At 44.7% G+C, this 15,698-nt stretch carries 14 protein-coding genes and 2 pseudogenes; 5 read left to right on the top strand and 11 right to left on the bottom strand.

Annotation, left to right across the window (positions count from 1 at the left end; genetic code table 11):
• Positions 1-290: 290 nt before the first annotated feature.
• The 5 genes from luxQ to KIV40_RS10305 all read right to left on the bottom strand — a co-directional run bounded on the left by luxQ (position 291) and on the right by KIV40_RS10305 (position 5,626).
• A complete protein-coding gene (luxQ, locus tag KIV40_RS10325; protein ID WP_285349033.1) occupies positions 291-2,870 on the bottom strand; it encodes a quorum-sensing autoinducer 2 sensor kinase/phosphatase LuxQ in 2,580 nt (859 codons plus the stop codon).
• Complete coding sequence (locus KIV40_RS10320; RefSeq protein WP_285349031.1) at positions 2,870-3,967, bottom strand: autoinducer 2-binding periplasmic protein LuxP; 1,098 nt, start codon at positions 3,965-3,967, stop codon at positions 2,870-2,872. Before KIV40_RS10320 ends, luxQ begins: the two co-directional genes overlap by 1 nt.
• Positions 3,968-4,364: 397 nt before the next feature.
• Positions 4,365-4,679 (bottom strand): GIY-YIG nuclease family protein, encoded by a 315-nt coding sequence (locus KIV40_RS10315; RefSeq protein WP_012129028.1) that lies wholly within the window; start codon positions 4,677-4,679, stop codon positions 4,365-4,367.
• A complete protein-coding gene (locus KIV40_RS10310; RefSeq protein WP_012129027.1) occupies positions 4,676-5,329 on the bottom strand; it encodes a YceH family protein in 654 nt (217 codons plus the stop codon). Before KIV40_RS10310 ends, KIV40_RS10315 begins: the two co-directional genes overlap by 4 nt.
• A 93-nt stretch (positions 5,330-5,422) precedes the next feature.
• On the bottom strand, positions 5,423-5,626 hold the full coding sequence (locus KIV40_RS10305; RefSeq protein ID WP_005433391.1) for a hypothetical protein: 204 nt from the start codon (positions 5,624-5,626) through the stop codon (positions 5,423-5,425).
• Positions 5,627-5,864: 238 nt separating this feature from the next.
• Between KIV40_RS10305 and KIV40_RS10300 the strand changes: the two genes are divergently transcribed.
• Both KIV40_RS10300 and KIV40_RS10295 read left to right on the top strand, forming a co-directional pair.
• Positions 5,865-6,179, top strand: coding sequence for a DUF496 family protein (locus KIV40_RS10300; RefSeq protein WP_005373603.1), 315 nt, complete (start codon positions 5,865-5,867; stop codon positions 6,177-6,179).
• Between the two features lie 123 nt (positions 6,180-6,302).
• The gene (locus KIV40_RS10295) at positions 6,303-7,640 is read left to right on the top strand and encodes an MATE family efflux transporter (RefSeq protein ID WP_012129024.1); all 1,338 of its coding nucleotides are present in this window, start codon (positions 6,303-6,305) and stop codon (positions 7,638-7,640) included.
• Positions 7,641-7,733: 93 nt separating this feature from the next.
• Here KIV40_RS10295 and KIV40_RS10290 read toward each other — a convergent pair whose 3' ends face one another.
• Both KIV40_RS10290 and KIV40_RS10285 read right to left on the bottom strand, forming a co-directional pair.
• The gene (locus KIV40_RS10290; RefSeq protein ID WP_285349026.1) at positions 7,734-8,723 is read right to left on the bottom strand and encodes a Gfo/Idh/MocA family oxidoreductase; all 990 of its coding nucleotides are present in this window, start codon (positions 8,721-8,723) and stop codon (positions 7,734-7,736) included.
• A gap of 59 nt (positions 8,724-8,782) precedes the next feature.
• A pseudogene (locus KIV40_RS10285) lies at positions 8,783-9,128 on the bottom strand (response regulator); the annotation flags it as partial.
• Positions 9,129-9,721: 593 nt separating this feature from the next.
• Here KIV40_RS10285 and KIV40_RS10280 point away from each other — a divergent pair.
• Together KIV40_RS10280 and KIV40_RS10275 are read left to right on the top strand one after the other, a co-directional pair.
• The gene (locus KIV40_RS10280; RefSeq protein WP_285349024.1) at positions 9,722-11,155 is read left to right on the top strand and encodes a glyceraldehyde-3-phosphate dehydrogenase; all 1,434 of its coding nucleotides are present in this window, start codon (positions 9,722-9,724) and stop codon (positions 11,153-11,155) included.
• 255 nt (positions 11,156-11,410) lie between these two features.
• Positions 11,411-11,632, top strand: coding sequence for a hypothetical protein (locus KIV40_RS10275; RefSeq protein ID WP_005442428.1), 222 nt, complete (start codon positions 11,411-11,413; stop codon positions 11,630-11,632).
• Between the two features lie 158 nt (positions 11,633-11,790).
• Here KIV40_RS10275 and KIV40_RS10270 read toward each other — a convergent pair whose 3' ends face one another.
• The 4 genes from KIV40_RS10270 to KIV40_RS10255 form a co-directional block, all read right to left on the bottom strand.
• Positions 11,791-12,405 (bottom strand): LysE family translocator, encoded by a 615-nt coding sequence (locus KIV40_RS10270; RefSeq protein ID WP_021018274.1) that lies wholly within the window; start codon positions 12,403-12,405, stop codon positions 11,791-11,793.
• 108 nt (positions 12,406-12,513) lie between these two features.
• Positions 12,514-13,428, bottom strand: coding sequence for a LysR family transcriptional regulator (locus KIV40_RS10265; protein WP_012129018.1), 915 nt, complete (start codon positions 13,426-13,428; stop codon positions 12,514-12,516).
• Positions 13,418-13,795, bottom strand: coding sequence for a nuclear transport factor 2 family protein (locus KIV40_RS10260; RefSeq protein ID WP_005433317.1), 378 nt, complete (start codon positions 13,793-13,795; stop codon positions 13,418-13,420). The genes KIV40_RS10265 and KIV40_RS10260 overlap by 11 nt, the downstream gene beginning before the upstream one ends.
• Positions 13,792-14,247: an Lrp/AsnC family transcriptional regulator gene (locus tag KIV40_RS10255; RefSeq protein ID WP_285349021.1), complete on the bottom strand. Its 456-nt coding sequence runs from the start codon at positions 14,245-14,247 to the stop codon at positions 13,792-13,794. Before KIV40_RS10255 ends, KIV40_RS10260 begins: the two co-directional genes overlap by 4 nt.
• Positions 14,248-14,424: 177 nt before the next feature.
• On the opposite strand from KIV40_RS10255, the pseudogene yjeH reads away from it, so the two are divergent.
• Positions 14,425-15,687, top strand: a pseudogene (yjeH, locus tag KIV40_RS10250) (L-methionine/branched-chain amino acid transporter).
• Positions 15,688-15,698 lie beyond the last annotated feature (11 nt).

The following is a 15,698-nucleotide window of genomic DNA, read 5'->3' as shown; positions in this document are numbered from 1 at the left end:
CCCGTCAATTTCGCACTCAATGTCAAGGCCTGCGCAGACCAACCGATAAGGCAAAGGCTACAAATTAAAAGTTTTTTCAATAGATTGATCATGATTGGCCTTGGAACTTCAAACATTAACAACACCGCCCCGTGGGTTCATGGGGCGCATACACTCCTTCTCGGCTAGCACGATTTAGCAATAAGCCTTAATAGGCATGAGTTTGCACAAAATAAAAAGGGAGCATTACGCTCCCTTCTTTACTTTTATTATTTAACTTCAGCCCCTAACTTATCACTGCCATTAAACCGTTAGGTTCTTTCTACCAAGAAACGTTGTTTGAAATCGACAAACGCCTCATGTAACGCATTCTCTTTAATTGGCTTCAGCATGACATAGTTTGCACCTGCCGCCATAAACGCATCACTGGTTTCTTTCGCGGTGTCTGCTGTACACGCGTAAATTGGCGTTCCAAGCCTCAAGTTCTGGCGAATCTCGTGCGTGGTCTCAATACCACCAAGGTGGGGTAATTGGTTATCCATGAGGATCAGATCGTAGGTGGTATCAGAAAGGAGCTCCATCGCTTCCAGCCCATCTTTCGCCCAATCCACCTGCATTTTATACTTCTTACAGAAAGCCTGAAGGATAAACGCATTGGTATGGTTATCTTCCACCAGTAGCACTTTTAAACTTTCATCAAACAAGGCTTCCGGCTTGATACGTTGACTGACCTCCAGAGGCCTTAAGACACGCTCACGATCTTTTACTGGAAGTGTTATAACAAATGTTGTCCCCCCCCCCTTGCTACTGCGGACCTGAACATCACCTTCTAACATATCGACTAGGTTCTTAACGATGGTCAAACCTAGGCCGCTACCGCCATATTCGCGTGTGGTTGTCGACTCTTCTTGCACAAAAGGTTCGAACATTTGGTCGAGCTTATCGCTTTCAATGCCGATGCCAGTATCAGTCAGTTCCACAACTAACACGCTGTTCTCCGCACCATAGAATTGTTCAAGTTCTGCGTGCAGTCGAATCGAGCCAATCGGCGTGAACTTAACGGCATTACTCACTAAGTTAAATAGAATCTGATTCAAGCGGACTTGATCGGTGAAGATTTCAACATTCGGGTCAAGCTCATTCTCGATGACCAACTCCACCCCCTTATTTGTGCAAATCGGACGATAAATATTTTCCAATGTACGCATGGTATCGGTGAAGGAGAACGGGTGTTTCTGAATATTGAACTTGCCCTGCTCTATCTTTGAGAAATCGAGAATATCGTTCAGTACTGCAAGCAAGTGCTCGCCACTGTGGCACAGGACGTCGATTTGATTCTTCTGCTCTTGTGTATCGACAGAATCTTTCAATAATTGGGCGACACCTAAAATGCCGTTGATTGGCGTACGAATTTCATGGCTCATTTTAGCAAGGAAGTCTGCACGTGCTTGCGCCGATTTTTCTGCTTCTCTACGCGCAATGTTACTCTGCTTCTCGGCTTCGATAAGTGTTGTAATGTCTTGGCCTTGCACAATAATGCCACTGATATCGCCATCAACACGAATTGGCGACAAGTTCCATCGGTAGATCTTATTACCAATAGGCACGTTCACCCCAGTCAACGTCGCACCTTGAGCCGCCATTTTGAGGTGTGGGGTCAATTTCTCTTTAAAGCCTTGGAAGACCGGATGCATGATTTCATGATCGTCTTCGATCACTAATTCTTTGCGCGCGGCAGGGTTCATCTGAATCAGGACACTCTCTTCAGACCAAACCATGATGGGTGATAAGGCAAAATTAAACAGATCTCGGAACGACTTCTTCTGCGCTTCAAGCTCTTCGAATGTACTTTCAAGGGTTGAACCGATGTGATCAAACTCTTCAATATCCGAACCGCCAAATCGTTCAAACCCTTTTTCCTCACGAGCAGAGCGGGTGTAAGACATCAAAGATTCTAACTGCGCCGAAACTTTACTCTCAATCCATTCCCTACTCATTAAGGCAATCATGATCATACCGATGATCGATGCAAGCATGGCTAGAATATGTTGGATTTGTAATGTCACCACACTCTGATTGTCTTGTACCGTCAACAAGCAAAGCTCGGTAGTCACTGCATTTACGACGATTGGCGTTTCTATTACCAACAGCTTATCGAGTCTTTTGTCTGAACTTTTACGCTGCAATACATCAGCAACGTTATATGGCTCATCACCAATCAAAGAGTTTGCTAAAGGAACGCTATTAGCAACCAGCACCACATTGTCGACGTTACTTTCACTCTTGAGCTTTTCCATCAAAGCGAAGTTGTTGTCTAAGACGACGGCATTAAATGAGAAACCAAGCACCTCTCCTGTTGAAGGGTCTAGGATCGGCACACGGCGCACGAGCATGTGTCTAGAACCAATGGAGGTCATGACATTAATGTAATACCAGTTGTTACTGAAACTGACCCGATTGGCAAGGCTATCAAGGATAAGGTCGTTCACACCATAGAAATGCGCATTTCCATCGTCCCAAATGATGCCTTTGTGGTCCGTTAGAAAACGGAATTCTGGTGTGTGCGACGGATCGCTTTGGTCGATACTGAGGAAGAAAAAGTTGAGCACATCCGTGTCGCGATCAGTGTAGAAATCACGAATGACTTCGCTCTTGGAATTACTGTCATGATGTATCTGGATCGCCGCAAAGTGGCTATCAAATATATTGTGGATCAGTGCAGAGGTTTGCTGTTTGGTTCGGTCTACTTCTTGCCAAATGATTTGCTTGGAGAAGTAATAGCTCTGAATGAAAATCCCCAGAATAATTGGGGCAAGAACTAAAATGATGATCTTTGTTATGAGCGTCGCCAGCGAGCGACGCTTTTTAATGTTTGATCGCGTTGTTGTCATCAATTATCTGAATATCTAAATGCGCGCTTTTTCAGCGCTTCGATTCTCTCCGGTGAATCTGCCTTTGTTACGATTTCAAAGTCACCTGAGTATACGGTCGGAACTGGTTTATCTTCCAAGTCCCACTTAATCGCTTCTGCCATGGCTATGCCAGTGTCATCATTCATACGCATGACGGTGATGTCTAAATCACCCTTCTGGATAGCGTCTAACTCAGCAGAGCCTCCACCCCAGCCATTGATCATAATATCTTCACGTCCCAACTCAGCCAGTGCGTCTACTGCACCTAATGCTACGTCGGTCGAACATGCATAGATAAAATCAACATCTGGATGTTTTGCTAAACTCGCTTTCGCAGCATCATAGCCGGATTGCTTGGTTGCCTTCGTGTAATACGCTGATTGTAGCTCAAAGTTATTATCACGGTTTACTTGGTGAATAAAAGTATCACCTCTCACATCGCTAATATAACCTTCAGAAAAGTAGAGCACACTGTAATATGTGTGTTTTGGGAAGAACTTTCCGAATTCTGTTGCTAATTCACGACTGCCTTCTGCGTGGTCAAATCCGACATATAAAAACGGTTGATGTTTGTCCCACTCACGGACTGGTGTAGTGATATTTTGCAAGATCAATTTGGTGTTCGTTGAGTCCAAAACGTGCTCAACAAATTTACGGTGTCTTGTCGTATCAAGCGTGAAAATCAAGTAATCCGATTTGCTCTTGAGCGCTTCCATTAATGACAAGCTTTGTTGCTTGATATCAGCATTTGGACGAGTAAACACTTGGTTCAGTTGGTAGTTAATATTCAACTTATCCAAACGTTTTTCGAATGCTGCAATATTTCTTACCCAGTAATCTGAAACTTGCTGTCCTGGGTAAACCACTGATATTTTAATCGGGCGTTGTGTCGGTTTAGACAGTGGGACCGGCTGTGCTCGTACTGCTTCTGATAAAGCATTGGTCAGATTTCGTTGCTCGGGAAACTCGTCCAAAAACTCTTGATAACCCCAGTACCCATTCAAAACTTGTGTTGCTTGAGACGCTGGAGAAAAACCGACCATAGAAATCAGGGAAAATAGTAACGCTTTCTTCATCTATTGCTCTTTTAGTTTTTATCGAGTATGGATCTGCTCTTATTTTTGCCTAGCCGAGTCATCCTTTACCCTAATCAATTCATCTTCCATAAATTGCCCGTTTCTATATAAATTTTCTTAATACAAAGCCGAACGGGCATCAACGTATTATGTGGTACAACCGCTCGAAATGATACCCACAACTATTAATAATTCGCCCACACGCGTCAAAAATAAACCGCCATTTAAAGGCGGTTTATTTTTTGTCATTTTGGGTATTCATTCGAGGAAAAATACGGAACGAGTCGCTCAAGTTTGCACGTTTTGACTGCCGAGACCTTTATATTGACTGGCAATACATTGCACTTATGACTACTACACCTAAGCCTTCCCAATAAACGAATTGGCGTGCCGCAACTCATTTACGCGAGTAAAAGACGAATGATTGGCCTTCACCAACTTGAATCACCGCACTTTCTTGCACCAGTAACTCTTTTTTAGTTTTAGTTAACTGTTTGATGAAGTATTCCGCTTTCATAGCCATGCTTTTGTTTTCAAAAGCACAGGACCACTCAAGTACAAGCGGCCCTTTTCCTTTTAGTGCTTTCGCGCCTTTACCACTTTGGTGCTGATTAAAACGCCTTTCCACGTCATTTGTTACCCCGCAATACAAAGCATTGCGGTTGTTACGAATCAGATAAACACTCCAACGTTGCTCGGCAGTATCACTCATGAAAACAAAGATTCAACCTGCTCTTTCAAAGCGGCAAGCTCTTCACGTAACTCTGCGACTTCTTGCTCAAGCTGTGTAATACGTTCAGAGCCCGCAGAAGAAGGGGCCGTCGTTGCTACCGCAAGCTCACTGACATCCACTTCACCGCAGAACAAATGCATGTATCGAGATTCACGCTTACCGGCTTCGCGAGGTAGCTTCACGACTAATGGGCCCTTTTCATCATTAGCAAGGTGCTCAAGTACATTTTCAACTTCTTTAACATCGTTGAAGGTCGCAAGACGGTTTGTGCGAGTGCGAATCTCACCTGGCGTTTGTGCACCACGAAGCAGCATGCAGCATACGATGCCTTTCTCTTGTTTCGTTAGTTTTAGATCGCCAAACTCGGTATTGCAGAATCGATGTTGGTACTTGCTCACGCGACTGTTGAAGCCACTTTCGTCGCTCACTAAACGGCGTTCGATCAACGCATCAACCGCGTATAGTACGTCAGCTTCGGATAGCGACATTACTGGCTCACGATTGCTCTTTTGGTTGCATGCGTTAGTCAATGCGTTAAGGCTGAGAGGATATTGGTCGGGGGTGGTCACTTCTTTTTCGATTAAGCAGCCAATTACTCGTGCTTCAATTGCCGTTAGCTCAACTTTCATAATGCATTTCCTTATTATTGTTGCATTTGAATTTGGGTATCAGGCTAAAGCATAGCGCATGGACCTGACACCCTTTGCGAATCGGGTTAGGTCTTAATGCTCTGAGAGAATCGACACTTTGGTCATCTTCCCATTCTCATCAATCATCATTATCTTTGAACGGTTCAGTTCAACTTCGGTGATTTCGAGTTGCGTCCTCGCCGCCACATATGCGGCTTTAAGCTTCGTTGCCATAGAGTCGTCATGGGATTCGACATCTTGGTTTTCGACTTGCTCCGCAATAGTTCCAGAGTTCATTTCGAGCTTCATATCTTTATCTTGAATGCTATCGATAATATAGCGAAGGCCCCAGCATGACAACGAGTCCCTGCGTTCAAGTGAGCAACATTCACGCTTTTAACGCGCGATTGTTGATACCACATCAAAATTGGTGGATAAATGTTCAACCCTGCCGCACGTTTGATCTAAAGACTTTTATGCCACGAGATGTTGTGCTTTAATCGAGTCAGATATTCATAAATTAGGAAAGGGAACCATGAGTAGCGTATTTGAAATCGTGAACCAAGCTCGTCGTAAAAACAAACTAAAACGTGAGCTGCTTGATAACGAGAAAAAAGTTCGTGACAACCGTAAACGTGTAGACCTACTAGAAAACCTACTAGACTACATCAAGCCAGAAATGACTCACGACGAGATCGTTGCAATCATCAAAAACATGAAAGCTGACTACGAAGACCGCGTTGACGATCACATCATCAAGAGTGCAGAAATCTCTAAAGCACGCCGTGACATCAGCCGTCGTATCCGTGAGCTAACAGAAGAAGACAAGCAAACTAGCGGTAAAAAATAAGCCGACTTAGTTGCCATATTCAACCCCGAGCAAGCACGCCTTGCTCGGGGTTTCTTTTTGTCTCTTTGTTGTACAGTGTGTACAATAAACACAATTTCCGTTCCAAAAACACCCATATTTTATATGTCTTCTACTTCTTCTAATGCCCAACCGACGTTAGCGAAACAACTCTTTACGATGACTTGGCCAATGCTGTTTGGCGTTCTGTCATTAATGAGCTTCCAATTAGTTGATAGTGCGTTCATTGGCCAACTTGGTGTCCTTCCCCTTGCAGCACAAGGTTTCACTCTTCCCCTTCAAATGGTGGTGATTGGTATTCAAGTTGGCTTAGGCATCGCGACCACAGCGGTCATCTCAAAAGCACTCGGCGCAAACAACGCTCGCTATGCTAAGCAGCTAGGAGGCCTAGTGCTTATGATTGGCTCTATTGGTGTTGCGGTCTTCGACCTGCTTATTTGGCTGCTGCGCTACCCTATCCTCTCTCTATTGAGCGCACCAGATTCAGTTATGCCCATCATCGATAGCTATTGGCCATGGTGGCTATTGAGTTCATGGGTAGGAGCGGTACTGTATTTCTATTACAGTATCTGCCGAGCCAATGGCAACACCATGCTGCCTGGCACCATGATGATGGTCACCAGTGGTGTGAACTTAGTGCTCGATCCACTGTTTATCTTTACTTTCGATCTCGGTATCAACGGTGCCGCTATTGCAACAGTGATTGCTTTTGGCTTCGGTATTTTAGTAGTGGCTCCTCGCGTTCAGAGGAATCATTGGGCTAGCTTCGAATGGCACGATTTGAATGTAGTTAAGAGCGTTACATCCATCGGCAATATCATGGGGCCGGCAATGATCAGCCAACTGTTGCCACCACTTTCTTCGATGTTGGCAACTAAGCTACTTGCGGGATTTGGTACCGCAGCCGTCGCTTCTTGGGCTTTGGGATCTCGCTACGAATTCTTTGCCATCGTTTCGGTATTGGCATTAACCATGTCTATGCCGCCAATGGTGGGTCGATTACTGGGTGCGAAAAACTACGCTGACATTCAATCGCTGATTTCTATCGCGGTGAAATTTGTTCTTGGCTTCCAGCTTCTAATCGCCATCATCACCTTTGTCGCTGCTGATCCACTTGCTCTGCTTATGACCAGTGATGCTGAAGTGACCAGCGTGCTTGAAATGCATTTGATGATTGTGCCTATCAGCTTAGGCTCGCTGGGCGTGTGTATGTTGATGGTGTCGATCTGCAATGCTTTAGGTAAGTCGTACACAGCGCTAACCATCTCCGCACTACGACTGTTTTTGTTCTTCCTTCCGTGCCTTTGGGTTGGCGCGCAAATGGGAGGCATTAAAGGGCTGCTTATTGGCGCTTGCCTAGGTAACCTCATGGCAGGTATCGCTGCTTATTTAACATACCGTAAAACCATTCATAAGCTCGTTTCTGCTGAAGCTGCGGCTTAAGAGAGCCAAATAAAACAAAGCCCTCACGATGAGGGCTTTGTTCTTTAGACCATTTAGCATGATGCTGTTTTAAAGCTTTAGAAAAGCAAGCGCCTAGTTTAGTGCGACTTTATCCGCAGGGAATACAACGCCTGTTTGTCTTCTTACCTCAGTTAGCACTTTCGCGACCGTCAATGAACGTTGCTTCATTTGAGGCGCAATCGAACCCAGTTTCAGTTGCTTAGCAAATGCCTGCGCTTCATAGTACATGTGGTTCTCTTCTTGAGGTAACGTGAGTACTTCTTTGTCCTCACCACGCAAAATGCGCTCAACACCACGCCCTGTAGCAATCATATCCACCAGCAGACTACCCTGTTCACCTTGGAACTCACTTGGGATGAGTGAATCACTCACCTTCGAGTGCAATAGGTTCACATTAAAGCAGTCATAAGCCAAGGTCACGCTGCCACAACCATCAACGCCAGAAGACAAAATATGCGCACTCGCTTGTACACTATTCGGCTCGCCAAACAACTCAACGGCAGAACCAACGCAGTAGTAACCAATGTCCATGATGGAGCCATTGGAGAAATCAGGATTGAAGGTGTTTGGGTTCTCACCATTTAGATATTTCTGATAGCGAGAAGAGTACTGACAGTAACTGATCGTAGCATGACAAAGAGGCGCGATCGTCGGTAGACTGTCTTTTAATACTTGGAAATTCGGAGTGTATGGCGACATGAAGGCTTCAAACAACACGACATTATTTTCTTCAGCCGTTTTAAACATCGCTTGAGCAAGAGAATAATTTGATGCCATCGGCTTTTCACAAATCACGTGCTTGCCCGCTTTGAGCATCTGCACTGCCTGAGGCGCATGAAATGAGTTTGGGCTCGCGATGTATACTGCATCAACGCTTTCATCCGCCCCTAAAGCATCGAGGTTATCGTAATAAGCTTCTACGTTGTAAGGTGAGCCAAATTCGCGTGCTTTCTCTACATCACGAGAATAGACGGCGTGAAGATAAAACTCTTTGGTCTGAATCGCCGCTTCAACAAATTGTTGAGAGATCCAGTTCGTCCCGATCACAGCAAGTTTGAACATATTACTTCCTTTTCTTTATCGTTCTGGAAGCCGTAAGGAGTTCGGCTCGCAGACACGATTTAAGCAAGCTTTAGTTCATTAAACAACTCAAACAGTTGATTCGATTTGTAAGGTTTCGGTAAGTAAGCATCCATCCCCGCGGCAAAACAGTGCTGAATGTCTTCTTCAAGCACACTCGCTGTCAAAGCAATAATGGTGGTTTTCCCACTCCCAACTTCTTTCTCCCAACGGCGAATTTCTTTTGTTGCGGTCAGACCATCCATAACTGGCATCATGCAATCCATAAGAATGGCATAGAACTGTTCCCCCTTTCGTGATGGGTTCTAAGGCTACTTGCCCGTTACTGGCGATCTTTTGATTCATCAAATTATCTTCCGCAATCAAAATTCGACGATGTGTACGAGACTGGTTGATATTGTGGACCACTGCCGACTCTTTGGTTTACAAAACCTCTTCTGTTTGACTCGCCTAAAGTGGTCAAAACGCCAAATTCACTATTCATTGCCCCGATGTAAGCCAAAGTTATGTGAAACAAAAATGTGATAGCTTGCAAAATTTTGCAGCATCAATTTTAAACAGATTTCGTTAAATTAACTCATTGTAAGGAGAGACTTGGGCATATTTCCTAAAATGGCAAAAGTTGTTTACCATTTAAGTGGTAAAAGCAACAGATATCACATTATCAGAGGTATAGTTCACCTTGTTACATATCGTCACTTTGAAATGATCCATTATTGTAGCGAAATAAGCCATGCAGATAGAAAAAGTCAATACCTATAAAAGACCGCTAAAATCACATTAGTCAGCCAAGAATTAGACCTTACCCCACACTTTCCACTAGATTTATTTTTCCTAGCAGAATAAGACCTCCACCAGTACAATCCGCACACACAACTATTACAACTTAATTACAAACACCCTCACTTCACGCTCTACCGTTGAGGTACTAGCCGAAAAGTAAGGTCAGCCCCCCAAAACGTGAAAGGTCCAAAACAACAATGAGTCCAGAGAAATATCTCCAAGACTGGCAAACTAGCCAAACGATTGCTGAATCTATTTCCCCTCTTATTGGTAAGTTATATCGTCAAAAAGGAATCGAAGTGGTTCTGTTTGGTAAAACGCTTATCAACGCAACAACCATCGACATTCTCAAAACTCACCGTATTGCAAGACGTTACACAGGAAGCCCTCTCTCTCTAGAACAAACGATGCCAATAATCCAAGCGCTTTGCGAAATGAGCATCTCGTCTTGCCGTGTTGATGTTGGTCAGCTTGCTGGTATGTACTGGAAAGATCACGAAGACACAGCCGCACTTAGCGACTTTTTACACACTGCACTTCAAGGTGCTCGTGACGCCGATTCTTCTCTAGCGGCTCGTGATGTGGTTCTTTATGGTTTCGGTCGAATTGGTCGTCTACTTACTCGTCTGCTGATTGAAAAGAGTGGTCCGGGTTACCCGCTTCGTCTGCGTGCTATCGTGGTACGTGGTGGCAAGAAAGGTGATCTTGAGAAGCGTGCAAGCTTGCTACGTCGTGACTCCGTTCATGGACAGTTCAACGGTAGTATCGTGATTAATGAAGAGCGCAAAGCGCTGATTGTAAACGGTAACTACATTCAAATTATTTACGCCAACAGCCCGAGCGATGTGGACTACTCAGTTTACGGTATCAACAATGCGCTAGTTGTTGATAACACGGGCGTTTGGCGCGATGCCGAAGGTCTTAGCCAACACGTAGCGTGTAACGGTGCAGAGAAAGTATTGCTTACTGCACCAGGTAAAGGCGACATCAAGAACGTCGTATTTGGTGTGAATGAATCTGTGATTCAAGAAGATGACACCATCATCTCCGCAGCGAGCTGTACGACTAACGCTATCACTCCGGTACTTAAAGCACTTAACGACAAGTACGGCGTGCTTTCTGGACACATTGAGACTGTTCACTCTTACACGAATGATCAAAACTTGATCGACAACTTCCACTCAGGCGATCGCCGTGGTCGTAGTGCTTCATTGAACATGGTTCTGACATCAACAGGCGCAGCGAAAGCGGTAGCAAAAGCACTGCCAGAACTTGCTGGTAAACTTACAGGCAATGCAATTCGCGTACCAACTCCGAACGTATCAATGGCTGTTACAAACCTTAACTTGGGTGAAGATGTAGACCGTGATTCGCTGAACGAATACCTACGTCAAATGGCATTGAATTCGGAGCTTTCCGCGCAAATCGATTACACAGATTCGACAGAAATCGTATCAAGCGATCTAGTTGGCTCTCGCCACGCTGGTGTGGTTGACGGTCAAGCAACCATCGCTCAAGACAAGCGTTGTGTACTGTACATCTGGTACGACAACGAATTTGGTTACAGCTGTCAAGTTGTACACTGTATGGAACAAATGATGGGTGTTCGTTACCAAACATTCCCTCGATAAGGTGAACCTTGCTCCACAACGTTAACCACAATGTGTAACGAGCAACACCCCAGCATTTGTTTTAAATAATAAGCGCCTTGCGCATTACTAATATACTTCCCCGCTTATACGCCTGATGACCCTCAGGCGTTTTTTCGTTTTAAGACACTTTGACATTCCTCAGACAAATCGATGTGAAATTGAACGGTATATTCATGTTTCGTTCATGTTCAGCGCAATAATATGAACCCATAGATTGAAAGAGAGGTCATGATTATGAATCGAATTATCGTTACTGCATTGGCACTGATTACTGGCTTTTTTACTTTGGTATTTAGCCTAATCATGGCGATTCCATTGACCATCGCAGCCCTGATTACTGGTAAACGTATTGAAAAACGCGTGAAGCAAATGCAACAAGAAATGCATGAAGAGTATGAATTCAATACGGGTAAGTCCGACGCGATTGAAGGCGAGTTTGAAGAAGTTCGTCGCTAACGTTTCTGAAGGTTCCACACTCCCCCTATGTTCCTGAGCAACCTTCTTTGCTGACATCCTACCTCGTTAAGAGTTAGGATGTTTTTTTGTCTGCCATATACAAGAAAGGCTACCATCTCGGTAGCCTCTCTGCTTTTTATACAATGAGTTCGACTTGGTTAAATCGTCACAACTACTCGCACTACCAGTAGCATTAAAACGATACCGGATAATCGGTCAATCAGCACCGCTTTTGAGCGAATACGGTCCACAACGCGCGAGTTAGACAATACCAATGTTATGAAGGTGTACCACAAGCCATCAACAACAAATGGTGTCGCGACGATGATCATTTGGTTACTTAGATCGTTACCCAGCGCTACAAATTGACTGAACAGTGCGATGAAGAACAGCGCAATTTTCGGGCTTAGAATTGAAATGAGGAAGCCTTCTCGCGCCGATTGTAAAACCGTCGTTTCTTCACCGGACTCTAACTTCGCCGCAACCCCACCTTTTGAGCGCAGTGCATTGAAGCCAAGATACGCCAAGTAAGCTGCACCAGCCAAGCTAATAGTCTTAAATAGCAATGGGCTTTGTTGCAGCACTACCGCCAAACCTATCAAGGTAATAAACGCATAAATACCGATACCAAACGCGTGCGCCCATGCGGTAGCCAAACCATTAACTCGACCACCAGCCAACGAGTGCTTAGCGACAATCGCTAAACTCGGACCTGGGGACATCGCCCCTAATAAACACACGGTAAAAAGTGATAACCAAACTGTTAGTGTCATAAGAATCTCCCATCTTTGACGCTAATCTATCAACGGAGCAGGTATAATTAGAAATCAAAGTTTTTCATATTAGCTATGATTTCAGATCATAAGCAGTAGATACGCACATTAACGAATGGAATACTCTGAGGTTTGCATAACCGAGAGAATCTCCTCTCGCGCCCATTTATGCGCCGGATCCGTATCGTACTTTGGATGCCACATTAACCAATACTTATGAGTAGGGGTTTCGAGTGGCAACGCTTTGTGGGCTAAATCCCAATGCTTCGCGAGATTCACGGCAATATGCTCGGGTACCACCATCAGATGCTCACTTGAGACTAAGCGATTGATAGCAGCAGAAAAGAAAGGCACCTTGAAGGTAACGTGGCGTGTATAACCCAGCTCTCTCAATGCCAAGTCAGTATAGGAATCTTTATCCCCTCCACCGTTCACTTTGATGTGAGAATACGAAATTAGATCTTCGACACTAATATGGTCTTGCTTTGCTAACGGGTGGGAGGCCTTCATCAAACACACGGACGAGTCCTCACCAATCTTCACACTGGATACACCTTTAGGCTGTTCTGGATAAATTGAAGACGCAATATGAATACCTGTCTCATGAAGTTTATCAAGAAAGTCCGGTTGCCAAAGTCGATACGCCATATCCAACTGAGGAGCAAAACTACTAAAGTGCGAAGCAATGTCAGGGAGTACATATTGCGCGACATAGTCACTCGATGCTAATACTAACTCTCCTTTCCAATCCCCGGGTTCAAAAGGCTTGTCATCGAGAAGGTGATCGAATTCCGCCAATAAGTCGTCCAACTTCTCTTTTAGAAGTAGCGCTCTTGGCGTGGGAATCAATTGGTTACCCTGCCGAACCAATAAAGGGTCGCCGCATAATTCGCGTAACTGCGCTAGTTGACGACTGACCGCGGATTGAGTGATGTGCAAACGCTCCGCGGTTCTGCTCACATGGCACTCTTCAAGCAATACATGCAAAGAGCGCAGCAGATTCAAGTTGATGTTATTCAGCACATTCAACCCATTGTGTGCGCCAATCTGCGGCGGCGTAATCTTCCGGCCAATATTCCACTTGTTTGCAAATTAGCCCATCACGGATGCTGTGAAAAGTAATCACTCTATCTGAGCGAACGCCATCACTAACAATCACATCGGTGACTACTTGATCGCCTTCTCCCACAATACGTTCAATCGCAAAGGTCCACTTACCCTCTGCTGGATAAGCTGAGTTCAGTTCGGCAAAGTTCTTTCTGCCGCGAATGACTTCTTTGGTCAATGGCCAAATTACTTCACAATCAGGCGAAAGACACTCTGCTGCCGCATAGAAATCATTGCTTGCCATTACGTTCCAGAAATTGAGGACGATGTCTTTCTCGGTCATTTTACAAACTTGCTCCCTGTGGTATTGAAAAACTCCGTTAACACGGTATGTGTCATCACATTTCGAAGCTCTGGATAACTTTGGATATAGTCTCGAATATCATTCAAACGGGCGATATTCGGTACTTCAACAAACAGCATCATATCGGTTTCACCACTAATTGCATGACACCATTTAACACCGTCTATTTTGTAAAGATCTTTGGCGTAATTATCGCAGTGGTGACTTGCTGCTGACGTGTCAAATTTCAACACCATATAAGCACAAAGCGTCGACTCTTGAGATGTTGCAATATCGGCATGATAGCCAAGAATCACTCGATCATTTTCTAGCTTTTTTATTCGCGCTGTCACCGCTGAGCGTGACAAACTGACTTGCTCTGAAATCTCTGTAATAGAGAGGCGGGCATTCTGCCGCAATAGGTCTATGATCTGATGATCAAATTTGTCCATAACATCACCACGCTTTTCTTCGTCTCGTCATTCTACTCAATTCCAACTTATTGGAAATAGACAATATGAGCTTTATTGACAATAACTACCGTCATTTTGACGGCCAACAACATCATTTTGATACAGAGAACTCAGATAAGCTTGTCCGACAACCTACACAGACGTTTAGAGGTCGTCATGGATAATCTTAAGAAAGACATCACGCTCATATCTGGCATTGGACAACTTTCCACCACATTACTTGGAACAGGGTTATTTATGATCCCAGCAATTTCTGCGGGTATCGCTGGGCATTTCTCACTTTGGGCTTGGATTATCTTACTCATCGCAATTTGCCCTATCGCGCTTACCTTTGCTCAATTAGGTAAACGCTATCCTAGTGCTGGAGGCACAGCATTTTTTGTTCGTAAAGCGTTTAACAGTAATCTGGAAAGTAGCGTTGCGTGGCTTTTTGTAAGCGTGATTCCTGTAGCCCTGCCAGCTGGGGTAACATTAGCCTCAGGCTTCTTAAATGAACTGTTACCAGAATCAATGAATATCCCATTGTTCACACAGGCCTTTGTTGTCTTTTTATTAATGCTAGTTAACCTTCTCGGCACAAAGTCATCTGGAAGACTACAAACCGTCATTGCTCTTAGCATTTTTGCTTTGGTTGGTGCATTTTTATGGAAAGGTGATGTTGGCCCAGCCGATCTCACCATGCCTGCCATCAAAATGGATTCAACTTGGTCAATTGCGACAGCATTAGGCGTCATGTTTTGGTGCTTTGTTGGGATAGAAGCCTTTGCGCATATGGGGGAGGAATTTAAGAACCCACAACGTGATTTCCCAATTGCTATTATTGTTGGCTGCTTTGTCGCAGGACTCACCTATTGGGCCTGCTCTGTCGTGATACTCCAATTTGGCGCTTACGGCAGTGCTGAGTTCGACAATGCCTCAATTCCGTGGTTGAGTGCGTATCTATTGGGTGATCACGCCAAATGGCTTATTAGTGTTATCGGTTTCTCAGCGTGTTTTGCGAGTGTGAACCTCTACACTCAAAGTTTGGCGCGAATGGTGTGGGCCCAAGCAAGGGAGCACAAACCAACTAGCGCTATCGCGAGAGTTTCAGTGCGAGGCGTACCAGCGAATGCCACGTTAATCGTCGGCGCTATATTGCTTGCTTCTTGTGTTACTGGGTCGATATCAGGGCTAGATTTGGAGTTCTTCCTAAAGCTCGCAAACGGCATCTTTGTTCTGGTCTATCTATTGGCAATGCTAGCAGCCTACTAACTGCTCAAAGGTTGGGGAAAGGTCCTCGCAGGATTTTCTCTCGTGTTGTGCACCGCAGTATTCATTTGTTTGGGTTGGTCTATGCTGTACGCCGTTACTATTTTTGCAGTGCTCTCCCTACCATGGAAACAGTGGCGAAAAAAGAACACTCGCCGAGTGACTGATTAAGGCTTAGCGTA

It is taken from the genome of Vibrio sp. D173a (genome assembly GCF_030248475.1).
The sequence above is the reverse complement of the archived record's forward strand: the minus strand, read 5'-3'. Positions and strand labels throughout refer to the sequence as shown.